The sequence below is a fragment of the Saccharopolyspora sp. NPDC049357 genome (genome assembly GCF_040677225.1).
GTDB lineage: Bacteria > Actinomycetota > Actinomycetes > Mycobacteriales > Pseudonocardiaceae > Saccharopolyspora.
Genome location: NZ_JBFAQJ010000023.1, coordinates 13570 through 37191, shown reverse-complemented (window position 1 = coordinate 37191; position 23622 = coordinate 13570). Strand labels below are relative to the sequence as shown.

Below are 23622 nucleotides of genomic sequence, written 5' to 3'. Positions count from 1 at the left end.
TTAGGGGAATCGGAGTGATGCTTGCCCGACAACACCTCGGCAAGGAGGAGGCGTTCGAAATGTCCAGTCCGAACGCGGGACAACAGGCTGGCGGCGAGCGGCCGACCGAGCGGCAGATGTCCGAGCAACGCCAGGCACCCGAGCAACGGCAAGCGTCCGAGCCGCGGCACGCGGCCGAGCCGCAGCAGGCGGGCGAACAGCAGCAGGTCGTCGGGGAGCGGCGGGAATGGGCGATGTCCAGGGCCCGGTCGGATGCCAGGGGAGCAGGATGGCTGGCCTTCGGTGGCTGGGTGCTGGTGCTGGCCGGTGCGTTCAACATCATCGCCGGGCTGACGGCGCTGTTCCGCGCCGACTACTTCGTGGTCGGCGGCGGCGAGCTGCTGCTGTTCGACTTCGGCGTGTGGGGATACATCTGGCTGGCCTTCGGACTCCTGCAGCTGCTGGCCGGTGCGGGTTGCCTCGCCGGGCAGCGGTGGGCACGGATGACAGGGATCGGCCTGGCCGGGTTGTCGGCCATCGGGCACCTCGCCTTCCTGGCGGCCTTCCCGCTCTGGGAACTCGCCTCGATCGCGCTCGCGGTGCTGGTCATGTACGCCCTGGTGGTTCCGGACAAGGACGCCGTCGCCTGAGTCCGGCCGGGTGCAGCGGCGGTTCTGGTCCGAAGCGCCCATGATCGGAATCCGTTCTGTCCGGTCGGTTCGGACCAGAACCGCCAGCGGTCGACGCCCCTCGACCACCGACCGCGCGGGCCGGGCCGCTCTCGCCCGGTCCGCTTTGTGGTGGGTGGGACGGAAGCGCTCGATTTGAAACGAACGAATTTCAGATTCCTCTCGTAATGTGAATCCCGTCACAGCGATCTGCGTGACATCTGGCCTACGTTTGCCCCCATTCGGAGTAGCGCTCATTCCGCTACGACCACTCCGAGTGATGGGAGCCGATGTGGGTGAGACAACGGGCGGCCGAACCCGCTGGCACGTGTTCGGGCTGGTGCTGCTGGTCGGGATCTTCGGCGTCGGTCTGATGTTCACGGGTCTGTCGCAGGGCGCGATCGCCGCCTCGTTCGCCGTCGCCGGGACCAGCTACAAGGCCTCGGCCGACAGGCTCGACGCGCAGGGCGTCGTGCAGTACGGCTCGGTCGACCGCAGCGCCGATCAGGCCCACCCGGTGCTGGTCAACGGGTTCCGGAAGGCCGAGCTGGACAACTTCTGCCAGTCCATCGTGGTCCCGGGACTGCCCGCGGTCGGCGACATCACCGTGAAGATCGCCGCGCCGGGCGGCATGAGCGCGGACAACCTGGTGCTCGGCATCCAGGAGGTCACCGGCGATCTCACCCTGAACAACGTCGAGATCGGCCGAGACGCCGGAACCATGGACAAGGGCCCCAACGGCGCGATCGGCGGCGCGGGGACGTTCGGCATCCAGGCCGACAGCACGCAGATCACGGGTCTGCGCCAGGTCGCCTGGTCCACCACGGCGTCCACGCTCAAGCTCAACCAGGTGCAGATCAAGGCCGCCGCCGGCCGCGACGAGTGCTTCTGACCGGGGGTGATCTCATGGCTGCGAACAACACCAACCGCGCGAAGTTCCGCCGGTGGAGGCGTTCTCGCCCGTTCTGGGCCGGTTTCTGCACGCTGGCGTCGGGACTGCTGATCCTGTTCCCGCCGTACGCCTCGCTGAAGTTCGGCGACATCGTCGTCTCGCTGAACACGCTGACCGGGATCTCCGCGATGGTCATCGGGGTTCTGCTGGTGTGCTGCGGACTGTCGTTCTGGACCCGGCAGGAGTTCCGCGTTCCCGCCGGAGTCGTGGCGCTGCTGCTGTCAGTGGCCGCGATCGTGACGGCCAACCTCGGGTCCTTCCTGCTCGGAACCCTGCTCGGAGTGGTGGGCGCGGCGCTCGGCCTCGCCTGGACGCCCCAGCCGCGTCAGCGCGCGGCGGTCGAGGGCACCGATGCCTCCGCCAACCCGGCCGGGGTCGCCGGAGGGCATGCGTGAGTTCGCCGGGACTTCGCCTGCTCGCGGGCGTGCTCGGTCCGGTGCTGGCGCTGGGCGTGCTCGCTCCGGCGGCGTCCGCGCAGGAATCTCCGGCTCCGGTGCCTGCTCCGGCTCCGGCGTCGACCCCGGCACCCGCTCCGGCACCCGCGCCGGCTCCGAAACCGCCTGCGCTGCCGCCTGCCGGGGACTCGGACACCACGCCCGGCCCCGGTCGGTCGTGGACGCTGACGGCCAGCGCCCTGAAGCTCGTCGGCTCGCGGTATCGCGGCGTCGTCGAGCGCGACGGGGTCCGGACGCTGCACTTCACGGTCGACCGCCTGGAGATCACCGATCTCGTGCAGCGCGGCGACCTGGGCAACGGCAAGATCCTCCGCACGGCAGCCCGCCCGGGCAGCGTGTCGCAGGTGGTCAACGGCCCGGTCGAGCTCTACACGCAGGAGCTCACCGGAACCCTGGCCATCGCCCGCACCACGCTCACGGCGGAGTCGCTGGCCATGCCCGACCTGGACCTCGGGTTCCTGCGGCTGCCCGAGCTGACCTTCACCGACGCGATCGTCCGCAACACCGACCTCGCCGGTGGCACGCTGACCATCCCCGGCGGCCGGGTCGGCATGGAGTGATCCTCACGCGCGGGCGCGGTGCAGGAGGTGCAGGAAGTACGGGGTGCCGATGAGCGCCGTGATCAGCCCGGCGGGCAGTTGGTCGGGTGCGATCGCGGTGCGGCCCACCGCGTCCGCCGCGCACACCAGGATCGCGCCCAGCAAGGCCGCGACCGGCAACGACCTGCTGTGCCTGCGGCCGACGACCGCCCGAGCCGCGTGGGGCGCCACCAGGCCGACGAAGGCGATGACACCGATGGCCGCGACCGCCGCACCGGTCAGCAGCACCGCGCACAGCAGCAGCCCGAGCCGCGCCCGGGGCACCGGAACGCCCAGCACGCGGGGAGTTTCGTCGTCGAGCGAGAGCAGGTCGAGTTCGCCGCGGGCACCGATGAGCAGCGGGACCGCGACGACGATCGCCAGCGCGATCGGCACCAGGTGCTCCGGGAGCCGCCCGTAGGTGGAGCCGCCCAGCCAGGTCAGCGCCTTGGTCTCGTTCCACGGATCGGTCAGCGTGATGAGCAGCGTGATCAGCGCTTGAGTGCCGGCCTGCATCCCGAATCCGATGAGCACCAAGCGCTCGCTGGAGAACCCGCCGCGCGCCGCCACCGCGAACACCACGGCCGCGGCCAGGGCCGCGCCGACACCGGCCGCCGTCGCCTGGGCCCAGAAACCGAGCGCGGGGGCGAACGTGATCACCGCGACCGCGCCGACCCCCGCGCCGCCGGAGGTCCCGAGAATGCCCGGCTCCGCCAAGGGGTTTCGGGTGACCGCCTGGATCGCCGCACCCGCCAGGGCCAGGGCGGCGCCCGCCAGCAGTGCGGCGAGGACGCGTGGCACGCGGTTGCCCATCACGTTCGACACGATCGGCCCCGCCTGCCCGCCGAGCCAGTTGCCGACGTCGCCGAGCAGCAGGATCCGGTCGCCCAGCAGCACCGACGCGACCACGACCAGCGCGGCGAGGAGCACGAGACCGGCCAGCACGAGCCGGAACCGCAGCGCGCTCACCGCTCCTCGCGCGCCCGCCGCCGGAGGTTCGGACACCGTGCCCGACACGCGGATTTCGCGCGCCAGCACGACCAGGAACACCACGCCGAGCAAGGTCGTCACCACGCCCGCCGGAACCTCCAGCGCGCCTTGGGCACCGATCACCGCGCGCAGCAGGACGTCCGCGCCGAGCAGCAGCACCACGCCCGTCGCGGCCGAGACCGGGATCAGCGCGACGTGCCGGTGCAGGCCGGGCACGACGTTCGCGGCCAGCCGCACCAGGGCCGGTGCGGCCAGTCCGATGAAACCGATCGGCCCGGCGAGGGTGACGGCTGAGGCGGCCATCAGCACCGCCAGCGCCACCGCGCCCAGCCGAATCCGTCCGACGTGGACGCCCAGGGTTCGCGCGTGGTCGTCGCCGAGGTGGATCAGGTCGAGCTTGCGGGCCAGCACCAGCAGCCAGAGCAGCGCCACGAGCACCACCGGGGCCAGCGCGCGGACACCGTCCAGACCGTTCTGGCTCAGCGAACCCGCACCCCAGGCGAACAGGCCCTGCGTCTCCTCGGAGAACAGCAGCAGCAACATCTGCGTCACCGAGCTCATCGCCAGCGCGAGCGCCGTGCCGGCCAGCACCAGCCGCACGATCCCGGTGCCGCCGGTGCCCGAGAGCCCCAGCACCACCAGCGCGGCGCACAGACCACCGGCGAACGCGATCCCAGCCATGCCCAGCAGCGGGACGGCCGCGCCGAACGCCGCGACGGCGACGATCGCCAGGTGGGCGCCCGCGGACACCGCCAGCGTGTCGGGCGCGGCCATGATGTTGCGCGACACCGATTGCAGCACCGCTCCGGCCGCCCCGAGGGCGGCTCCCACCAGCGTCGCCGCCAGCAGGCGGGGGAGGCGGGACTGGAGGATCACCGCCGCGTGCGCGTCCGGGCTCAGCACGTCGACGTCGGCCGTGCCCTGCGTCAGGTGCAGCAGCGAGCCGGCCGCGATGAGCGCGACCAGCCCGACGACGACCAGCGGCAGCCGGGGTTTCACGCCTGGACCGCGGCGATGGCCGCGTCGACGAACCGCTCCATCGACTTCGGGCCGCCGAACGTCCACAGCGAACCGGGCAGGTGGTGGACCTCGCCGCGCCGCACGAACGGCAGGCTCGTCCAGATCGGATTGCCCGCGAGGTTCTCGGCGAACGGGTCACCGGAGGTGGCGTTGTACCAGAACGGGACGTCGCCGAGCGTCGTCAGGCCCTCGACGTCGGTCTGCGCTAGCCCGTAGGCCGGGTCGCCCTCCAGTCGCCAGGCGCTGGGCAGCCCGATCCGGTCGAAGACCGACCCGACCAGCGAGCCGCTGGTGTAGGGGCGGATGGTGACCGAGCCGGCGTTGACGTAGGCGTCGGCGAAGGCCACCGGCTTGCCGGACATGCCCGCCCGCTTGACCGCGGCTCTGCCCTGCTCGATCTTGGCGTCGAACTCGGACTTCAGGCGTGCGGCGGCGTTCTCGGTTCCGGTGGCCTTCGCGAGCAGGTCGACGTTGCCGAACATGGCGCCGATGGGGTCCTGCGCGTTGCCGCCCGGGATGACGATGACCGGGACCTTCGCCTCGATCTGCGCGAGCGCGCCCTCCGGGAGATCGCCGGTGACGACGACGAGGTCCAGGTCGAGCGAGCCGAGCGCGTCGATGCTCGGCTCGCCGCGGGTGCCGATGTCGGCGACCGAGGCGTCCAGCGGGGCGGCGGTCGAGTACCGGCCGTATCCCCGCACGTCGGAGATGGCGGTGGGCATGACGCCGAGGGAGACCAGGTATTCGGCGGCGTTCCACTCGGTGGCCGCGACCCGCTTGGCGGGGTGGTCGAGCCGGACCTCCTCGCCGCGCGAGTCCACGACGCTCACCGGCGGGCCGTCGGCCTCCGGTGCCGGGCCCGTCGGTGCCTCGGTCGTGCCGCAGGCCGTCGACGTCGCGGCGAGGGCGAGGGCTGCGGCGATGAACGCACGTCTGGTGCGCATGGTGACTCCCTGGGGACTAGAGCGAGGCGGTGTTGAAGCGTCCGACCGCGCGGGTGTGGATGCGTCCGTCGGCGCGGTGGACCTCCACCTCGATGCCGTAGGCGCGGGTGAGGTTGGCGCTGGTCAGCACGTCGTCCGGGGTTCCTTCCGCGCTGACGCGGCCGTTCTCCAGCAGCAGCAGGCGGTCGGCGACGGCGGCGGCCTGGTCGAGGTCGTGCAGGACGACGCCGACGCCGACGCCGTGCTGATCGGCGAGATCGCGCACCACGTCGAGGATTTCGACCTGGTAGCGCAGGTCCAGGAACGTCGTCGGCTCGTCGAGCAGCAGCAGTCCGGTGTCCTGCGCGAGACACCCCGCGAGCCAGGTGCGTTGGGCCTGACCACCGGACAGCGCCTGGACCGGGCGGTCGGCGATCGCGCTGAGCCCGGTGAGCTCCATCGCCCGCTCGACCGCGGCCGGGCCGTCCGGATCGTGCCCGGTCCAGCGGGAGCGGTGCGGGTGTCGGCCGAACTCCACGAGTTCCCGCACGGACAGCCCGCCGGGCGCGGTGCGCTGCTGCGACAGCAGGGTGATCCGCTGGGCGAGGTCCTTGGCGGACAGGGCGCGCAGTTCGGTGCCGTCGGCGAACCGGACCTCGCCCGACGTCGGAGGGTGCAGTCGCGCGAGCGCGCGCAGGAACGTCGACTTCCCGCTGCCGTTCGGGCCGATCAGCGCGGTGACGGTCCCGGCGCGCAACGTCACCGATGCGGCGTGGACGACGACGTCGCGCCCGTAGGCGACGTCGATCTCCTGCGCGGACAGCCCGACCGAGGCCTGCGATGAGTAGCGCGACACACCATCACACTAAAGTGAGCCTTACCTAATCTTCAAGGCGGGGGTGGACATCCGGACGATTTTGGTCCGCACCATCCGTGATCGATGTTTGAAGTGCCCGGTCGATTCGGGCCACCATTGCCCGTTGTCGCGGCTGCCACTGTTCCGGGGCCGTCGACGGAGCCGAGGTGGAGGCCCGCTCCGACGGTGCCGGGTGGCCACGCTCGTGCCCACCACGACCCCGGTACCGGAGCCGCTGCGATGCACATCCCCACCGAGATCCCCGCGGGCCGCTACCGGCTCCGCCGCTGGCGACCGTCCGACGCCGAGCAGGTCTTCCAGGCGTGCCAGGACCCCGAGATCCAGCGCTGGACGACGATTCCGGTTCCATACACCGAGGAGCACGCCGAAGGCTTCCTCGCCGGCGCCGGAGGTTCCCCGCTGTTCGCGGTGACCGAGCACGGCGACGACGTGCTGGGCTCGTTCGGACTGGTCGCCGTCGAGGACGACCGCGCCGAGGTCGGCTGCTGGGTCGCCCCCTGGGCCCGCAGGCTCGGGGTGGGGGAGGCCGCGGGACGCGCCCTGGCGGACTGGGCGCTCGACGATACCGGGCTGACCAGGCTGGAGTGGGTCGCGGACGCCGCCAACGGAGCCTCGCTGCGGCTTGCCGAGCGGATCGGGTTCACGCCCGCCCGGATGTTGCCCGGCCACTTGGAGAACCGCGACGGCACCTTCTCGGACGCCGTGCTCGCGGTGTTGCGCGAGGCCCGCTGACGTTCGACCCCACCGCGTCGTCACCGAGCTCATCACCGGATTCCGGCGCCATCTCACCGGTTTCGGCCACCGAACGGCTCGATGCGGTCGGCCGTCCACGCCGCCGCCGAAGCCGACCACGCGGTCCGCGCGCAGGTCAGCCCGCCCGCCGACGTCGAATCCGCGACCCCGGAGGAGACCGCCCAACTGGTCCTCGACACCCTGGGGCGATGATGACGGTGAACAGGCGCTGAAACCGAGCGTGGCAGAATGCGCGTGTTCGAAAAACCCAGAGTATCCACACGACCACGGGCGATGAAGGGTTCGGAACCGGTGACCGAGAGCAGCACCCCGACGATGCAGGACGCGCTGCTGGCGCTGCAACGCTACTGGACCGAACGAGGTTGCATGATCATGCAGCCGTTCAACACCGAGGTCGGAGCCGGTACCGCCAACCCCGCCACGATGCTGCGGGTGCTCGGTCCGGAGCCCTGGCACGTCGGGTACGTCGAGCCCAGCGTTCGCCCCGACGACGCCCGCTACGGCGAGAACCCGAACCGCCTGCAGACCCACACCCAGTTCCAGGTGATCCTCAAGCCCGACCCGGGCAACCCGCAGGAGCTCTACCTGGGCAGCCTGGAAGCGCTCGGCGTGGACACCGAGGCGCACGACATCCGCTTCGTGGAGGACAACTGGGCCTCCCCGGCGCTGGGCGCCTGGGGTCTGGGCTGGGAGGTCTGGCTCGACGGGCTGGAGATCTCGCAGTTCACCTACTTCCAGCAGGCCGGTGGCCTGGTGCTCGACCCGGTGTCGGTGGAGATCACCTACGGCATCGAGCGCATCATCATGGCGCTGCAGGGCGTCGACCACTTCAAGGACATCCGCTACTCCGACGGCGTCTCCTACGGCGAGATCTTCGGCCAGTCCGAGTACGAGATGAGCCGCTACTACCTCGACGACGCCGACATCGAGGCCACCCACCGCATGTTCGACACCAGCGCCGCCGAGGCGGACCGGCTGCTGGACCTGCGGCTCCCCTCTCCGGCGTACGTGCACGTGCTCAAGTGCAGCCACATGTTCAACGTGCTCGACGCGCGCGGTGCCATCAGCACCACCGAGCGCGCCAAGGCGTTCGGGCAGATGCGCAGCCTCACCCGCCGCGTCGCCCAGCTGTGGGCCGAGCGCCGCGAGGAGCTCGGCCACCCGCTCGGCGTGGTCGAGGCGGCGCCCGCCGCGACGGCCGGTGAGCTGCCGACGGTGAGCGAACCGGCGACGCTGCTGTTCGAGATCGGCCTGGAAGAGCTCCCGCACGCGGACGTGTCCACGATGGCCGGTTCGGTGCGGGACTCGCTGGAGTCCAAGCTCGCCGGAACCCGCCTGGCGCACGGCGAGATCAGCGCCTACGCGACGCCGCGCCGGATCATCGTGCAGGTCGCCGACGTCGCTCCGGCCGAGCCGGACGCCGAGCGCACCGTGCGCGGCCCGAAGGCCTCCGCCGCCTTCGGCGAGGACGGCACGCCCACCAAGGCCGCCCAGGGCTTCGCGGGCAAGCACGGCGTCTCTCCCGAGGAGCTCAGCCGGGTCGAGGCCGACGGCGTCGAGCACGTCGCCGTGGTGCGCACCGAGCAGGGCCGCACCGCCCCGGTCGTGCTGGCCGACCTGCTCGCCCAGCTGGTGGGCGAGCTGCGCGCCGACAAGAACATGCGCTGGCGCGACCCGAAGCTGTCCTTCAGCCGCCCGGTCCGCTGGCTGCTCGCGCTGCTCGGCGACACCCCGCTGCCGGTGGCGGTGTCCTCGCTGGTCAGCGGCACCACGACCCGCGTGCACCGCACCGCCGCCGAGCCCGAGGTGCAGGTGACCTCCGCCGACGGCTACCTGGAGTTCCTGGCCGGGCACGGCATCGTCGCCGACGCCGCCGAGCGTCGTCGCACGATCGTCGGCGCCGCCACCGAGCTCGCGGCGAGCGTCGGCGGCACGGTCGACTTCGCCGGTGAGGCCGGGCTGGTCGACGAGGTCACCAACCTCGTCGAGCGGCCCAACCCGATCCTGGGCGGCTTCGCCGAGCGCTACCTGGAACTGCCCGAGCAGATCCTCACCACCGTGATGCGCAAGCACCAGCGCTACCTGCCGGTGCGCGGCGAGAGCGGCCTGCTGCCGCACTTCGTGGCCGTCGCCAACGGCGACTGCGACGTCGACCTCGTCCGCGAGGGCAACGAGTCGGTGCTGCGCGCCCGCTACGAGGACGCCGCGTTCTTCTGGCGCGCCGACCTCAAGCGCAAGCCCGAGGAGCTGCGCGAGGGCCTGCACAAGCTGACCTTCGAGGAGCGCCTGGGGTCGATGGCCGACCGCGCCGACCGCATCGCCCGGGTCGGTGTCGCCCTCGGCGCCACGACCGGGCTGTCCGGGGCGGACCAGGAGACCGTCGAGCGCGCCGGTGCGCTGGCGAAGTTCGACCTCGCCTCTCAGATGGTCGTCGAGCTCTCCGGCCTGGCGGGCACCATGGCCCGCGAGTACGCGCTGCGCGCGGGCGAAACCCCCGCCGTGGCAACGGCTCTGGCCGAGATGGAGCAGCCGCGCGGAGCCGGTGACAAGCTCCCGGAGAGCAACCCGGGCGCGGTGCTGGCGCTGGCCGACCGGTTCGACCTGCTCGCGAGCCTGTTCGCGATCGGTGCCAACCCGACCGGCAGCTCCGACCCGTTCGGCCTCCGCCGCGCCGCCGGTGGTGTGGTGACGATCCTGCGCGCCACCCCCGCTGCCAGCGCCATCACGCTGCGGGCGGGTCTGGAGGCCGCCAGCGCCGAGGTCGCCTCGCAGGGTTCCGCGCTCAGCGACGAGGCCCTGGCCGAGGCGCACGAGTTCATCGTCCGCCGCTACGAGCAGCAGCTGCTCGACGCCGACCACGAGCACCGGCTCGTGCAGGCGGTCCTCCCGCTCGCCGACGCCCCGGCGGTGGCCGACACGACGCTGGCCGAGCTGGAGAAGCGGATCAACGACGAGGACTTCGCCGCGCTGGTCGCGGTGATCCAGCGGGCCCGCCGCATCGTCCCGGAGGGCACCGAGCCCGCCTACGACGCGGACCGCCTCACCGATCAGGCCGAGCGCGACCTGCACGCCGCCGTCGCCGAGGTCGCCGACCGCTTGTCGGACACCACGACCCTCGCCGAGTTCACCACGATCGCCGGGCCGCTGGTGGCCCCGATCAACACGTTCTTCGACGAGGTCATGGTCATGGCCGAGGACGCCGAGCTCCGCAAGGCCCGCCTCGGCCTGCTGGCCACCATCACGGGCCTCGCGGACGCGGTCCTCGACTGGCGAGCCCTCTGACGCGCACCTTCGACGGGGTCCGGATCCTTCGAGGAACCGGACCCCGTCGGCGTGCGGGTGCTGCTCAGTCCGTCAGGGCGAGGGCGGGGAGGTCGGCGCCGCTGGTGCCCACCACGACCTGCCCGTGCAGGTAGGGGACGCGCAGTGCGCTGAGGCCGTCGACGCTGATCCGGGTGCCCGCGGTGGTGACCCCGGCGAAGGCGATCTCCACGGCCTCGGGAACGGCGGCCTGGGCCCGGTCCCAGCTCTCCCTGGGGCTGGTGCGCTTGAGCTCCTCGTGCGTCTTGTCCCGGAACCGCAGGAAGTTGCTCAGCACCTCGGGCAGCAGGTTGTCCTCGACCCCCTCGCCGGCCATCGGGATGCTGGTGATCACCACGAAGTCCGGGAAGCGGCCGGTGCCGTAGGCCAGGCGCACGTCCCGGAGCTGCGGACCGAGCCCGGAGGTGCCGACGACCGCGGGTTCTCCGGGGCCGTCGGCGAGCACCGCGAGCGGGTGGCCGAGCGCGAACGCCGCCTCGGCGACGGTGAGCCTGGTCTTGCGCGAGATGTGGACCAGGCGCAGGGCGTCGTCGTAGCTGCGGCCGGTCGTGGCGGCGAGCTCGCGGGCCTGTTCTTCATCTGACGGTCGGGTCATCGGGCGGGTCTCCCCAGGGGCGTTCGGACGTTGCTCGAACGCTAGCGACGCCGCCGGTGAGACCCAACCCCGAGATTCGACCCTGATGCCTCTGACCTGCGACGACCTCGCGAACATCAGGGTCAGCAGGCGTCCATGCCCGCCACGTCCTCCAGGCCGAAGTCGGCGAGGTACCCGTCGTCCTTGAACGCGAAGACGTAGCGGGTTCCCGGGCGCCCCGGAACGTCCGCGCCGTAGGTGAAGTCCGTCGGCGGCACGTCGTGCAGGTCCGGGTAGATCGCCCGGACCTGGTCGAGGGTCTGGCCGAACCCGGCGCCCTCGGGCGTCCGCATTCTGTCCGTTCCCTGGATCTCCACCACGCCGCGGGTGGGGTGGACGAACACGCCGTTGCCCGGGTGTCCCTGGCCCTCCTCGGGCCGGAGGTCGAGGACGTTGCAGCCCTGCGCCGGTTCTCCGGGCGTCTCGTCGACGACCAGGCCGGTGGCCAGCGCGTCCTGCTCGGACTGGCCCAGGCACAGCGTCTTGTAGCAGTCCGGGCCGATTGGGACGGGTTCGTCCGCGGCGCTCGCGAGTCCGGTGCCCCCAGCGGTCAGCGCCGCGGCCAACGCCCCCGCGATCCCCAGTGCTCGTCGCATGTTCACTCCCCAGTGAGTCGGTACGTCCAACACCCGGCAGACGTCCCGCGCACCTCGGAGGTTGCCGAGGGGCACCCCGCGATTCAGTTCGAGGACCGATCGTTTTCGCTTGGTGGAGGCCGGGTTCCGCGTCAGTCGAGTTCGATGGGGACGGTGCCGAGGACCCCGTAGCTGACGGCCCAGTACACGACGTAACCGGCGAGCAGCACGAAGCCGTGCCAGCGGCGCAGGTGCCCGGTGGACAGGAAGTACGCGGCCAGCGCCGTGAGCACCACCAGCGCGGGCAGGTGCCAGCCGAGCACGCTCGAATCCACCACGAGACCCCCTGCGAGCAGGATGATCCCGAGCTTGCCGGTCACCGAGAACACGACGCTGCCGATGACGTTGCCGACGCCGATCTCCGGAGCTCCGCGCCGGGTGGGTTCGACGGTGAGGAAGATGTCCTCGACGGTCAGCACGAGCGTGGCGATGGTGGCCCCGAACAGGGTCCCTTCGAGGCCGAACTCCTCCAGGATCCCCTCGGTGCCCATGCCGGTGACCCACGCGCCCGCGATGAGCCCGACCAGCGCGAGGATCGCGAGCGCGGCACCGGCCCAGCCGGGCAGCCTGCGCGCTTCGGCGAAGGGCATCCGGTCGGCGAAGCCGGGCTCCTTCGGCACGTCCGGGGGCAGCTCGGCGACCGCGGTCCCGCGGCCCTCGCGGGTCGTCGCGAACGCCTCGTACAGCTCGGCGTCGCGGAACACCGGTCGCGAACCTCGGGATTCGCGCACCACGACGTAGCCGAGGAACGCCACGAACAGCGCCAGCAGCACCAGGCCAATGGCCACGTTCATCGGCGCGAACGCCACGAAACCGATCAGGACCAGCGGTGCGACGGCGAACAGCGCCAGGTAGTCGCGCGGGATGTTCACCTTCGTCGGCGTGAGGATCGCGGCCAGGGCGAGCACGACCCCGGGCAGGGAGAGCGCTGTGCCGAACACGATCCCCAGCGCGACACCGTCGAGCTCCTCCACGTTGAGCGCCACGCCGAGGAAGATGTCGTCGAATTCGATACCGGTGAAGATGATGGCGAGCAGGAACAGGGAGATGCGGAGCCCGGCGGCCATTCCGACGAGATATCCGACGAGCTTCTCGGCGCTGTAGATCAGCAGTGCCGCGCCGGCGGCGAAGATCAGTATCGATTCCATTGGCGCCTCGCAACATCGTGCCGATGGTGCTCGCTGGTCAAACCACCATCGCGTCGCCGAGGTCCGGTGGCAACCCGTTGCTCGACGGGCGGAATCCCATTCGCAACGAACGGGTGGTCGAGCGCAACCGGCGGTGGGCTGTTGCGGCGATGCGGGAGACTGTGGGTGTGACGGCTGGGGCGTGGTTGATGCTGGTGTACCGGGTTCCGGGGGAGCCGACGAGGCTGCGGGCGACGGTGTGGCGCCGGCTGAAGGCCGCCGGGGCGGTGTACCTCGCGAACTCGGTGGCCGTGCTGCCGGAATCGGGCGAGGCCGAGCGGGCCCTGCGCAAGCTGCGGGCCGAGATCGAGAACATGGGCGGCACCGGGCAGCTGCTGCGGGCGGAGGCCCTGGCGGGGCAGGACGAGGTCGTCGCCGCGTTCAACGGTGCCCGGGACGCCGAGTACGCGGAGGTCCTGTCGCGGTGCGAGGACTTCCAGGCCGAGATCGCCAAGGAGACCAAGGCGGGCAAGTTCACCTACGCGGAGCTGGAGGAGAACGAGGAGGACCTCGCCAAGCTCCGCCGCTGGCTGGACAAGATCCGCGTCCGGGACACGCTCGGCGCCCCGCGTGCGGTGGAGGCCGTCGCGGCCGTGGACGGCTGCTCTCGGGCCCTGGACGCCTTCGCCGAACGCGTGTACGCGGCTGAGGCGAGCACCTGACAGGATGGTGTCACTCACCAATCCCTACCTGCGGCGTCTAACCACCGTTACACTCCCGGCATGACACTGGTGACTATCCTGCTGAGCCTCGCCGCGGGTGTGCTGCTGGCCTGGCTGGCGCTCGTGGTGGTCCTGCTGGTGATGTGCCCGCGCAAGGGCGTGCTGTCCGAGGCGCTGAAGCTGCTGCCGGACACCCTGCGCCTGCTGCGCAGGCTGGCCGCCGACCCCGAGATGCCGCGCGGTGTGCGGGTGCGGCTCGGCGCCCTGCTCGCCTACCTCGCGCTGCCGTTCGACCTGGTGCCCGACTTCGTCCCGGTGCTGGGCTACGCCGACGACGCGATCGTCGTGGTGGCGGTGCTGCGGTCCGTGGTGCGCCTGGCGGGTCCCGACGCCGTGCACCGGCACTGGCCGGGTTCGGACGAGGGGTTCGCGGCGTTGTCGCGGCTGGCGGGTCTGCCGCAGCGCACCCTCGACTAGCGCGGATTTCACGCTTTTGGAATTACCCATCGAGATTATCGGGTCGATTGTGCGGAAATGCCGCCCGAATTTCTTGCGCGGAAACCCCGGACCCGAGGAAACTCGGTCCATCCATTCGGTCTTGTTCTTCGGGGGTGAAATCCGGTGCGGTTCGACGTGCTGGGGCCGGTTCGAGTGCGGCACGGCACCGCGGAGGTACCGGTTCCAGGGCTGTTGCGGCAACGTCTGCTCGCCCTGCTCCTCGCCCACGCCAACACGCCGATCTCGGCCGAGTGGCTCTCGGCCGCGCTGTGGGGCGGCGAGCCGGAGCGGCGCGGCGGCAGCAAGCTGCACCTGCTGGTCCACCGGCTGCGCAAGACCCTCGGCGAACCGGAACGCCTGGTCTCCGACGCGGGCGGCTACTGGATGCACGTCGAACCCGACGAGCTCGACGTGGAGCGCTTCGAAACGCTGCTGGACCTCGCCGAACGCAACTTCGACCCGCAGCGCCGGGCCGACATGCTGCGCCAAGCCCTGCGCTTGTGGCGCGGAACCCCGTACCAGGACCTCGACCTGACCGAGCTGGCCGGCGAGGCGCAGCGCATCGACGAACGTCGCCTGGTCGCGCTGGAACAGCTGCACGCGGCCGAACTCGACTGCGGCAGGCACGCTTTCATCATCGCCGAGCTCACCGAGCTGGTGCGCGAGAACCCGCTGCGGGAACGCCTGCACGCGCTGCTGATGACGGCGCTGTACCGCTCGGGCAGGCAGGCCGACGCGCTGGCGGTCTACCGGCGCGCGCGCCGCATCGTCGTCGACGAGCTGGGGCTGGAACCGGGCCACGCGCTGCGGGAGCTCGAACAGCGCATCCTCGCCGGCGAGCACATCGAGTTCGAGCCGCCCACCGCGCGCCCGGTGACGCGCCCCGCGCAACTCCCGCACGACGTACCGGGTTTCGTCGGCCGCGACGCCGCGCTGGCCGAACTCGACCGACTCAGCGAGAAGCCCGAGGTGCCCATCGCCGTGGTCGCGGGCACCGCGGGGGTCGGCAAGTCCGCGCTGGTGACGCACTGGGCGCACGCCGCGCGGGACCGCTTCCCGGACGGGCAGCTCTACGTCGACCTGCGGGGCTACGGCCCGGACCAGCCGCTGACCACCACCGAGGTGCTGGCCGGATTCCTGCGCGCCCTGGGCATTCCCGGCGATGCGATCCCCGCCGACGCCACCGAGCGCGCCGCCCGCTTCCGCACCGTGGTCGACCAGCGGCGGATGCTCATCGTGCTGGACAACGCCGCCGCACCCGGCCAGATCCGCCCGCTGCTGCCCGGAACCCCCACGAGCTTCGTGGTCGTCACCAGCCGCGATTCGCTGTCCGGGCTCAGCGCCCGCGACGGCGCGTACCGGCTCGTGCTCGACCGCATGGAGGCCGACGAGGCGCACGCGCTGCTCACCGACCGGCTCGGCGAGCAGGTCATGAGCGCCGAGACCGCCCAGCCGCTGATCGAGCGGTGCGCCCGGCTGCCGCTGGCGCTGCGGGTCGCCGCCGAACGCATCCACCAGAGCACCAGCCGCGACGTGGGTGAGCTGCTGGAAGACCTCACCGACGAGCAGCGCGGACTGGACGCGCTGGACACCGGTGATGAGCACACCTCGGTGCGCGCGGTGTTCTCCTGGTCCTACCGGAACCTGCCCGACGACGCGGCCCGCCTGTTCCGGCTCTACGGCTTCACCTGCAGGCACGCCGGCCACCGCGTCGGCGTCTTCGCGCTCACCGCCCTGCTGGGCGCCGACGACGTGCAGACCACGCGGCGCCTGCTGGACGTGCTGGTCCGCGCGCACCTGCTCACCGAGGTCAGCTACGGCCGCTACGAGATGCACGCGCTGCTCGGCGACTACGCGGCCGAACTCGCCGAGCTGGAGCAGGACCGACCGGCGATCGTGGCCCGGCTGCTCGGTTTCTACCTGCACACGGCCGACCAGGCGCTGCGCATCCTGCAGCCGACCCGGGACCCGGACGCGGGCGGCCTGCCGCGACCGGTGGCGATGCCGACCCTGTCGAACCAGGAGTCGGCGTTGACCTGGCTGGACACCGAACGGCCCAACCTCATGTGCGCGGCGGAGAGCGCGGCCAAGGCGGGGATGAACGACCTGGTCGAGCTCCTGTTCCGGATGCTCCACGGCTACCTGTCGGGCGAAGCCCGCTACTCCGACGACGCCGAACGCCTCCGCGTCCTGGCAGCGGGAGCACCGGCCGAGGACTGCTGAACGGGTGGTGAACAGCGCGGGAATTGGTGGCCGAACGCGGTCGGTCGAGGACTGGGGGTGAATACCGTTACGACCCAATTCGTTTCGCGGAGGCGGTCGTGACTGGGTTCCCGTGGCAGGAGATCCTCGCAGTTCTCGGTGTGCTGATCCCGGTGATCGCGTTCGTGTGGGAGTTCGCGATCGTCGGGCGCAAGCGGCTCGGCTACCGGATACAGATGGACACCACGCCCTCCGGGCTCAACACCGAGCACGCGCGGGCGTGGCAGCGGTTGGAGCGCAGGTCCGGCGAGCGCCTGAAGCACCCGTCCTTCGTGCTGATCCGCATCGAGAACATCGGCAGCGCGCCCATCAACACCGGGGACTACGCCACGCCCGACAGCGACAACCTCGGCCTGTCCGTCAGGTTCCCGGGGCGCACGGTCGCCGGAGTGCTGGTCACCGAGCTCAGCGATGACAACCTGGAGACCTTCTTCCACAAGGACAAGTGGCCGGACAGCAGCGACGAAGAGGAGGAGGACGGCCACAAGGTCGGGATCGTCAAGCTGCCGAAGGTCAAGCTCAACCCCGACGACCACTACAAGGTCCTGGTGGTGCTGGAACGAGCGGGCAAGCAGGAGGGCACGTTGCCCGAGCCCGAGGTCGTCGGCACCATCACCAAGGCCGGAGACGGCCGGATCTCCAAAACCCGCGGCCAGACCGGAACTCCGCGCTGGGTCGTCGCGCTGATCTGCTTCCTGCTCATGGTCGGACTGACCGAGCCGTTCATCTTCGGCCAGACGATGAGGACGGGCGCCCCGCTGGAATGCGCCAGGGGAACGCTGGAGGTCACCGGTTCCACCGCCTTCAAACCCGTGGTGGAGCAGGCGGCCCGGAGCTACCAGGACTACTGCTCCGACGCGCGCATCGACACCAGCGGAATGCGCGGCAGCGTCGACGGCCTGCAGCGGCTGGAAGGCGAGACCGATCCGAAGCGCCGGGCGAACACGGTGGTCTTCTCCGACGGGAGCGCGGCCGCCGACTCACCGGCCCTGGTTCCCCGTCCGAAGGCGTTCATGCTGTTCAGCATCATCGCCAACCCCGGAACCGAGGTGCACAACCTGACTCAGGAGGAACTCCGCCGCGTGCTGCGCGGCGAGGTGAAGAACTGGTCGGAGATCGGCGGCCGGAACCTGCCGGTGGTCGTGGTCGACCGCGAATCCGAGTCGGGCACCCGGATGACGTTGGAGGAGCGGTTCTTCGGATCCTCCGCGCAACCAGGCGAGAACTCGACCGACTGCGAGCAGGTGCGCGGTGACGCCACCGGGCAGGTGCTGCGGTGCCGCCGCACCAGCACCCCCGCGATGCTGGAGACGGTCGCGAACACCCCTGGTGCCATCGGCTACAGCGAGTCCTTCGCGGCGAACAGCAACCCCGGTGTCATCAAGGTCCGCATCGACGGGCAGGCCGCGGACTTCGACGCCGCGGAGGCGGGCGCCTACCCGTACTGGCAGACCGAGTACGCCTACACCTACGGCGAACCGGCCCCGGAGTCCCTGCCCGCGAAGTTCCTGCGCTTCCTCACCTACCAGGAGGGCGTCGACATCCTCCGGCACTCCGGCCACCGCCCCTGCGCCGAACTCCGCGACGCCGTCGGCTGCGAACCCTCCGGTGCGGGGGAACCGCGGTGAGGCGCTTCTAGCTCCAGGCTTCGGCCGGGACCGACCAGCCGGCGAGGGTGTTCGCGGTGTGGGCGCGCAGGGCGTCGGTGTCCGGGAAGTGGTCGGGATCGAGGGCCAGGACCGCCAGGGTGAGCGTCCGCCCGGTTCGGGTGAGCCAGGCCGTGACACCGCCGCCCCGGGCCCGCAGGAGCGCCGGGCTGGTGCCGCCGGTGACCGAGCGCATCATGATCGAGGTGGCCGGAACGCCCGTCGGGGCGGCGAATTCCTGCGGGAGTTCGCCGAGGTTGGAGCACAGGCAGAGCGGAACCGGGGAGTTCTCGGCGGTCGCGGCCACCAGCGCGTCCGGCAGTAGTTGCACCAGCGGTTCCAGCAGCCTGGCCGGCGTCGGATCGGTGGCGGTGGTGAACGCCCGCTTGCTCGCGGCGCGGATGGCGGCGAGGTCGGTGACCCGGCCGCCGTCGGGTGTGACCGCGATCGACACCCCGGTGGTGGCGTTGGAGCGGTCGTCGTCCTCGCCGCGGTCGCTGACCGGCAGCGAGACCTTCACCGGCGCGTCCGCGACGACTCGGCCCGAGGCCAGCAGGATTTCGGTGAGCACCGCGATGAACAGCGAGTTCGCCGAGCCGCCCCGGGAGGTGGCCGCCGCGTCCCAGGAGTCGGCGTCGCAGTCGAACACCGCGAACGGCGGGCGCTGCGGCGCGTCGACGCCTTCCGGGGGCCGGGTCTTCGAGACCTGCGTGCCCGGCGGCAGCGCGGAACCCTTAGGGGCGCGCAGCGCGCCGAGGACGCCCCGGGCGGCGCGGAGCAGCTGGCCGCCCGCATCGCGCACGTCGTCCCACGACCTCGCCGGAGCCCACGGTGGACGCCCGGCGCTGATGCCGCGCACCGCTTCGACCACCGAGCTCACGTGCACGCCGCCGTCCCCGACGACGTGCGAGATGACCAGCGACAGCACCGATCCGCCCGCACCGGTGGGCGCGTAGGCCAGTCGCCAGCCGGGGCCGCGCACCGGGTCCAGCGGCTGCGCGGCTTCGTCGTCGGCCCAGCTCAGCACCTCATCCGGCGAGATCGCGAACGGGTGCACCGCCACCGGCGGGATCGTCGCCGACGGCACCCAGCGCGCCCGCGCGCCCGGAACGGCGCTGCGCGCGACGAGCCTGCCGAGGCGCCCGGTGCCCAGCCGGTGGGCGAGTTCGTCGAGCTCGGCGGCGGGAATCTCGCGGTCGAAGCGCCACACGCTCTGGTTGGTCACCGGGATGCCGAGCACCCGCTCGGAGCGCAGGAACAGGTCGTCGTCGAAGGTCAGCCGGTTCACCACGGCCGCACCGCCAGGCCCCACGACGCCAACTCCGAGGTCACCAGTTCGCGCAGCTCGTCGACGCCGTTGATCCGGCCCGGCGCCAGGCCGCACACCGAGATCGTGGTGCGGCTGCCGCTGTCGCTGAGCCAGCCGGTGACGCCGTCGCCGATGGTGGCGACCTCGGCGGGCTCGGCGCCGGGGTAGTGGGCGGTGGCGGACACGCTGCGCACCGGCACGCCGCACAGCTCGTCGGGAACCCGCCCGAGGCTGGACGCCAGCACCGTCGCCGCAGGTGGCGGGGGCAGCCGCCGCACCACCGCGTCGGGGAGCATCTGCACCAGGGCCAGCGGTTGCGAGGCGGAGGAGTTCGCGGCGAGCCGCTGGTAGGCGCGCTTGCACTCCGCCTTCACCTCGGCCAGGTCCTGCTCGTCCAGCACGGAGCGTTCCAGTCCCGCGATGGCGATGCGGGTCGAATTCGCCCGCACGTCAACGGTTTCCCGCCCGCTGACCGGCAGGGCGGCGGGCACGACGCCGTCGGCGCACCCGGCGGTGGCGGCGATCCGCGCCAGCGCGGCGACGAACAGCGAGTTGACCGAACCACCGCGTTCGGCAGCGGATTTCGCGATCTCGGCGCTGTCGCACTCGACGACCACGTGCGGGATCCGCCAGCCCGCCGGCGCCTCCGGCGCGGCTTTGGCGGGCGAGGGGGTCCGCTTGCTGCGCGGGCGGTTGATCGCCCAGCTCACGGCTGCCTTCAGCTGCTGGAGACCGTCCGCGACGTCGTCGACCGCGGTGGACAGGGCGCCGCCTCGGGCGGGCACCGGTGCCGGAGTCCCGCCATCGGCGCGGACCACCGCGTCGAGCAGGGCCGCGCCGTCGGCGATCGCGTGCGCCGCGACCAGCGACAGCACCGCTCCGCCGTCGGTGGTGCGGGCGAACGAGACCTGCCAGCCGCACCCGGTCGCGGGGTCGAAGTCCGCGGACACGCGCCCGTCCAGCCAGCCGAGCACGTCGTCGACCGGCTCCGGTTCGACGTGCAACGGCCTGGAGCTCACCGAACGGGACCACCTGTCCCGCGCAATGGGAAACCAAGCGCGGTCCGCTTTTCGGGAGAGCGCGCCCACCGCTATTTCGTCATTGAAATTTTGCACGCGCGCCATATCGGGCGGAGTGTCGAATCGCCAGCCGAACTGGTTTATCGCAGGCGTTCCGAGCCCGCGATGCCGCCGCACGAACAGGGCGTCGGCGAATTCGAGTCTTGCTGCGCGGGAAATGACGCCTCCTGCTGTTGAATAAGAGCCACCGGGACGCGTTTTACCAGCTTGAAACATCGCGCTTCGGAGTGGTACCGATTGTGGCCAATGGTCACCGGAGCATGAAGCGGACAATGCGGTGACCATCGACACACTCGATTAGGCGTGTGGGCGAACGATACTCTGCGGGCTCTGCGGTCAACGGGGATTGCGTTTCCGCACCACGAATACCCCGGGAGATCGCGAAGTGGAATACACCGAATTATCCGACTACCCGTTGCCGGACGGCGCGGTCACCACGTGGTCGCCGGTGTGCGCACCCGATTCGTGGTCGGACGACGACCGGCGGCTCACCCACGACCACGAAGCGCACCTGGCCTCGGCGGCGGCCGGCTCCTGGATCGGCTCGGTGCTGCGGATCCCGCTGCGCTACGACCGCGACGCCCTCCGCCGCGCGCTGCGCGCCTGGATCGCCCGGCACGAGGCCCTGCGCACCACGGTCAGCCCGGCCGGGGACTCCTGGAAGCGCCACCTGGTCGAAGAGGGCGCCGTCGACGTCGCCCCGCAGCATCGCGGTGAGCTGACCCGCGGTGGCGCCCACGACCTGCTCTCGGAGCACTTCGCCGGTGTGACACCGGATCGCTGGCCCCACTGCCTGTTCGCCACCATCGCCCAGGACGACGGCTTCGTGCTGGCCTTCGGCGCCGACCACAGCGTCATGGACGCCTACTCGCAGCTGCTCTGGTTCGGCGAGATCGTCGAGCTCTACGAGCGCGCGCTGGCAGGCGACCCCGACGACGAGATGGCCGCCCTGGACGTCGGCAGCCACGTCGACCACAGCGCCGCGGCCCGCTCGCTGTCCGAGGTCGTCGACGCCGAGCACCCGGTGGTGCGGCACTGGGAGGAGTTCCTCCACGACGGCGAGTTCCCCGCCATGGAAGGCGCATCACCGCTGGTCCCGGCCTCGCCGGAGGAGTCGCAGCACTCGCTGTCGCGATGGGCGGTCCGCCCCGGTGACGCCGCCCGGATGGAGCGGTTGTGCGCGAACCTGGGCACCGGGACGCAATCCGGCGTGTTCGCCGCGATCGCCCTGGCGATGCGCGAGCGGACCGGATCCGATCGGCTGCGGTTCGTGCTGCCGATGCACACCCGGCACGACCGCAGGCACGTCGGCGCCGTCGGCTGGTACGTCGGGCTGTGCCCGGTGGACATCGACCTGCGCGGTGTCGGCGACTTCGGCGAGGCCGTGGCGCGCACCCGCGCCGGGGTCTCCGGCGGTCGCGGCTGCGTGAAGACCTCCTTCGCCCGCGTCACCGAAGTCCTGCGTCTGGAGTCCGAACCGCGGTTCGTCATGTCCTACGTGGACGTTCGCAAGGTGCCGGGCGCCGAGCGCTGGCCGGACTGGAACGCCCGCGCGCTGCGCAGCCCGGAGCCGAGCCGCGACGAGGTCTACCTGTGGCTGGTGCACTCGGAGGAGGGCATCAGCGTCTCGGCGCGCTGCGGCCGCTCGGAGCGCGCGCTGCTCGCGGTCGAGGGCCTGATCACCGGCTTCGAGAAGAAGTTCACCGAGGTCCTGGGCGCACCCGGGGTGCTGGAGGTGGGCGCGTGAGGCTCGCCGACATGGCCGACTGGCGCACCGCGCCCGGCCGGCTCCTGCGCTGGACGCCGACCCCGGCCGCCCGCGAAGCGGCGAGCAACGCGCCGGTCGACCCGGGCCCGCCGTCGGACCTGCAGGCCGATCATCTCGGAGCTTTCAAGGAACGCGGCCGCAACCGCGCCTGGACCGGTGTGGCCACCGACGTGGACGGCGACCTGGACCGCGAGGCGATGACCCGCGCGCTGCGGCGGCTGGTGCGGGCGCACGGCGGTTTCCGCACGTTCTTCGACCTCTCCGGCCCTGACCCGGTCCGTCACCTGGTGCCCGCCGAGGCCGTCGACTTCCAGGTCGAGGAGGTCCCTGCCCCGAGCGGTGAGTGGGACGCGGCGTTGCAGGAGCACCTGACGGCCCGCTTCGACGAGGAGTGCACGCCCGACTCCTGGCCGGGTTTCGCGTTCGGCGTCGTCGAACGGCCCGGCGGGTTCGGGCTGTTCTGGGGCTGCGACCACGCCTTCACCGACGGCGCCTCGCAGATCCTGCTGGGCTCCGAGCTCGCCGACCTCTACGCCGCTGAACTCGCCGAACCCGGCGGTCCCGAGGTCGTCGCCGGGGCGCTGCCGAAACCGGAGGAGCGCGGTGACTTCCGCGACCACGTCGAGGAGGAGCGCAAGGCCGCAACGCGATTCAGCCCGGAATCGCCCGAGATCCGCGAGTGGGTCCGGATGGTCTCCGACAACGGCAACCGGCTGCCGCGCTTCCCGCTGCCGCTGGGCCTCGCCGAGGGCGGGAAGGCGCCGGTCCGCATCCGCACCCTCACCTACCTCGAAGGCGACGAGCTCGCCGCCTTCGACCGGGCCTGCAAGGCCGCGGGAGCGCGGATCAGCGGCGGGGTGTTCGCGGCCGTGGCCGCCACCGAGCGGATGCTCGCCGGGCGGGACCGCTACTTCGGGATGACGGTGCTCAGCACGCGCGACCGCGGGCCGCACTCGCGGTCGCAGGGCTGGTTCTGCACGTTCGCCCCGGTCGAGTTCGAGGTGACCGACGCCGGTTTCGGCGAGCTCGCCAACCGGGCGCAGGACGCGCTGCGCCAGGCCAAGGAGCTCTCGCGGGCGCCGATCCACCTGGTCGTCGACACCCTGCTGCGCAGCGGAACCTGCACGCCCGCCGACCTCGGCAGCCCTCAGCTGCTGTCCTACTTGGACCTGCGCTGGTTCCCCGGTGCGGGTCGTCCGGCCGATGAGCGCGGCGTGCACTTCACGGGCACCGGCCGGACCTCCAACGCCTCGATGTGGATCAACCGCGACGCCGACCGGCTCTACCTGCTGGCCCAGGTCCCCGACACCGAGCAGGCGCACGAGTCCGTCGACACCTACCACCGCCACCTGCGGGAGGTCTTCCAGGACGCGGCGGGTCAGGAGTCGTCCACGGGTGCGACGTTGCTCCTCGACGGGCCCTAGCG

General features: G+C 71.7%; 21 protein-coding genes. 13 read left to right on the top strand and 8 right to left on the bottom strand.

Annotation, left to right across the window (positions count from 1 at the left end; all coding sequences use genetic code 11):
* Window positions 1–59 precede the first annotated feature (59 nt).
* From AB0J91_RS19775 to AB0J91_RS19760, 4 genes are all read left to right on the top strand, one after another.
* Window positions 60–629, top strand: a complete 570-nt coding sequence (locus tag AB0J91_RS19775; protein ID WP_363870790.1) for a hypothetical protein — start codon at window positions 60–62, stop codon at window positions 627–629.
* Window positions 630–939: 310 nt separating this feature from the next.
* On the top strand, window positions 940–1539 hold the full coding sequence (locus AB0J91_RS19770; protein WP_363789590.1) for a DUF6230 family protein: 600 nt from the start codon (window positions 940–942) through the stop codon (window positions 1537–1539).
* A gap of 14 nt (window positions 1540–1553) precedes the next feature.
* Window positions 1554–1994, top strand: coding sequence for a DUF6114 domain-containing protein (locus AB0J91_RS19765; protein WP_363870787.1), 441 nt, complete (start codon window positions 1554–1556; stop codon window positions 1992–1994).
* Window positions 1991–2614, top strand: a complete 624-nt coding sequence (locus AB0J91_RS19760) for a hypothetical protein (protein ID WP_363870785.1) — start codon at window positions 1991–1993, stop codon at window positions 2612–2614. The genes AB0J91_RS19765 and AB0J91_RS19760 overlap by 4 nt, the downstream gene beginning before the upstream one ends.
* Window positions 2615–2617: 3 nt before the next feature.
* Here AB0J91_RS19760 and AB0J91_RS19755 read toward each other — a convergent pair whose 3' ends face one another.
* From AB0J91_RS19755 to AB0J91_RS19745, 3 genes are read right to left on the bottom strand one after another with little or no spacing between them, the layout of a single operon-like run.
* The gene (locus AB0J91_RS19755; protein ID WP_363870782.1) at window positions 2618–4621 is read right to left on the bottom strand and encodes an iron ABC transporter permease; all 2004 of its coding nucleotides are present in this window, start codon (window positions 4619–4621) and stop codon (window positions 2618–2620) included.
* Window positions 4618–5586: an iron-siderophore ABC transporter substrate-binding protein gene (locus AB0J91_RS19750; protein ID WP_363870779.1), complete on the bottom strand. Its 969-nt coding sequence runs from the start codon at window positions 5584–5586 to the stop codon at window positions 4618–4620. Before AB0J91_RS19750 ends, AB0J91_RS19755 begins: the two co-directional genes overlap by 4 nt.
* 16 nt (window positions 5587–5602) lie before the next feature.
* Complete coding sequence (locus AB0J91_RS19745) at window positions 5603–6388, bottom strand: ABC transporter ATP-binding protein (RefSeq protein WP_363870914.1); 786 nt, start codon at window positions 6386–6388, stop codon at window positions 5603–5605.
* A 273-nt stretch (window positions 6389–6661) separates the two neighbouring features.
* On the opposite strand from AB0J91_RS19745, the gene AB0J91_RS19740 reads away from it, so the two are divergent.
* From AB0J91_RS19740 to AB0J91_RS19730, 3 genes are all read left to right on the top strand, one after another.
* A complete protein-coding gene (locus AB0J91_RS19740; RefSeq protein WP_363870776.1) occupies window positions 6662–7174 on the top strand; it encodes a GNAT family N-acetyltransferase in 513 nt (170 codons plus the stop codon).
* 81 nt (window positions 7175–7255) lie between these two features.
* Complete coding sequence (locus AB0J91_RS19735; protein ID WP_363870773.1) at window positions 7256–7387, top strand: hypothetical protein; 132 nt, start codon at window positions 7256–7258, stop codon at window positions 7385–7387.
* Window positions 7388–7486: 99 nt separating this feature from the next.
* Entirely contained in the window at window positions 7487–10477 is a 2991-nt protein-coding gene (locus AB0J91_RS19730; protein ID WP_363870770.1) for a glycine--tRNA ligase, read from the top strand.
* Between the two features lie 64 nt (window positions 10478–10541).
* On the opposite strand, the gene AB0J91_RS19725 is transcribed toward AB0J91_RS19730, so the two are convergent.
* The 3 genes from AB0J91_RS19725 to AB0J91_RS19715 all read right to left on the bottom strand — a co-directional run bounded on the left by AB0J91_RS19725 (window position 10542) and on the right by AB0J91_RS19715 (window position 12933).
* Entirely contained in the window at window positions 10542–11111 is a 570-nt protein-coding gene (locus AB0J91_RS19725) for a hypothetical protein (RefSeq protein WP_363870767.1), read from the bottom strand.
* A gap of 122 nt (window positions 11112–11233) precedes the next feature.
* Complete coding sequence (locus tag AB0J91_RS19720) at window positions 11234–11746, bottom strand: hypothetical protein (protein WP_363870764.1); 513 nt, start codon at window positions 11744–11746, stop codon at window positions 11234–11236.
* A 131-nt stretch (window positions 11747–11877) separates the two neighbouring features.
* A complete protein-coding gene (locus tag AB0J91_RS19715) occupies window positions 11878–12933 on the bottom strand; it encodes a sodium:proton exchanger (RefSeq protein WP_363870761.1) in 1056 nt (351 codons plus the stop codon).
* A 167-nt stretch (window positions 12934–13100) separates the two neighbouring features.
* On the opposite strand from AB0J91_RS19715, the gene AB0J91_RS19710 reads away from it, so the two are divergent.
* The 4 genes from AB0J91_RS19710 to AB0J91_RS19695 all read left to right on the top strand — a co-directional run bounded on the left by AB0J91_RS19710 (window position 13101) and on the right by AB0J91_RS19695 (window position 18022).
* Window positions 13101–13634, top strand: a complete 534-nt coding sequence (locus AB0J91_RS19710; protein WP_363870758.1) for a Chromate resistance protein ChrB — start codon at window positions 13101–13103, stop codon at window positions 13632–13634.
* Window positions 13635–13694: 60 nt separating this feature from the next.
* A complete protein-coding gene (locus AB0J91_RS19705; protein WP_363870755.1) occupies window positions 13695–14111 on the top strand; it encodes a YkvA family protein in 417 nt (138 codons plus the stop codon).
* Between the two features lie 144 nt (window positions 14112–14255).
* The gene (locus AB0J91_RS19700) at window positions 14256–16355 is read left to right on the top strand and encodes a BTAD domain-containing putative transcriptional regulator (RefSeq protein ID WP_363870752.1); all 2100 of its coding nucleotides are present in this window, start codon (window positions 14256–14258) and stop codon (window positions 16353–16355) included.
* 98 nt (window positions 16356–16453) lie between these two features.
* Window positions 16454–18022: a substrate-binding domain-containing protein gene (locus AB0J91_RS19695; RefSeq protein ID WP_363870749.1), complete on the top strand. Its 1569-nt coding sequence runs from the start codon at window positions 16454–16456 to the stop codon at window positions 18020–18022.
* 7 nt (window positions 18023–18029) lie between these two features.
* Here AB0J91_RS19695 and AB0J91_RS19690 read toward each other — a convergent pair whose 3' ends face one another.
* Together AB0J91_RS19690 and AB0J91_RS19685 are read right to left on the bottom strand one after the other, a co-directional pair.
* Window positions 18030–19331, bottom strand: a complete 1302-nt coding sequence (locus tag AB0J91_RS19690; protein WP_363870746.1) for a hypothetical protein — start codon at window positions 19329–19331, stop codon at window positions 18030–18032.
* On the bottom strand, window positions 19325–20368 hold the full coding sequence (locus tag AB0J91_RS19685) for a hypothetical protein (RefSeq protein WP_363870743.1): 1044 nt from the start codon (window positions 20366–20368) through the stop codon (window positions 19325–19327). Before AB0J91_RS19685 ends, AB0J91_RS19690 begins: the two co-directional genes overlap by 7 nt.
* 445 nt (window positions 20369–20813) lie before the next feature.
* Between AB0J91_RS19685 and AB0J91_RS19680 the strand changes: the two genes are divergently transcribed.
* Together AB0J91_RS19680 and AB0J91_RS19675 are read left to right on the top strand one after the other, a co-directional pair.
* Window positions 20814–22175 carry a condensation domain-containing protein gene (locus AB0J91_RS19680; protein ID WP_363870740.1) on the top strand — a complete coding sequence of 454 codons (1362 nt, stop codon included), beginning with the start codon at window positions 20814–20816 and terminating at the stop codon, window positions 22173–22175.
* On the top strand, window positions 22172–23620 hold the full coding sequence (locus AB0J91_RS19675; RefSeq protein ID WP_363870737.1) for a condensation domain-containing protein: 1449 nt from the start codon (window positions 22172–22174) through the stop codon (window positions 23618–23620). Before AB0J91_RS19680 ends, AB0J91_RS19675 begins: the two co-directional genes overlap by 4 nt.
* Window positions 23621–23622 lie beyond the last annotated feature (2 nt).

Bases quoted from the DNA above. Each gene is read 5' to 3' on its own strand.
- AB0J91_RS19765 (WP_363870787.1), top strand. From the start codon at position 1,554: ATGGCTGCGAACAACACCAACCGCGCGAAGTTCCGCCGGTGGAGGCGT.
- AB0J91_RS19750 (WP_363870779.1), bottom strand. From the start codon at position 5,586: ATGCGCACCAGACGTGCGTTCATCGCCGCAGCCCTCGCCCTCGCCGCG.
- AB0J91_RS19715 (WP_363870761.1), bottom strand. From the start codon at position 12,933: ATGGAATCGATACTGATCTTCGCCGCCGGCGCGGCACTGCTGATCTAC.
- AB0J91_RS19740 (WP_363870776.1), top strand. From the start codon at position 6,662: ATGCACATCCCCACCGAGATCCCCGCGGGCCGCTACCGGCTCCGCCGC.
- AB0J91_RS19720 (WP_363870764.1), bottom strand. From the start codon at position 11,746: ATGCGACGAGCACTGGGGATCGCGGGGGCGTTGGCCGCGGCGCTGACC.
- AB0J91_RS19735 (WP_363870773.1), top strand. From the start codon at position 7,256: ATGCGGTCGGCCGTCCACGCCGCCGCCGAAGCCGACCACGCGGTCCGC.
- AB0J91_RS19725 (WP_363870767.1), bottom strand. From the start codon at position 11,111: ATGACCCGACCGTCAGATGAAGAACAGGCCCGCGAGCTCGCCGCCACG.
- AB0J91_RS19775 (WP_363870790.1), top strand. From the start codon at position 60: ATGTCCAGTCCGAACGCGGGACAACAGGCTGGCGGCGAGCGGCCGACC.
- AB0J91_RS19705 (WP_363870755.1), top strand. From the start codon at position 13,695: ATGACACTGGTGACTATCCTGCTGAGCCTCGCCGCGGGTGTGCTGCTG.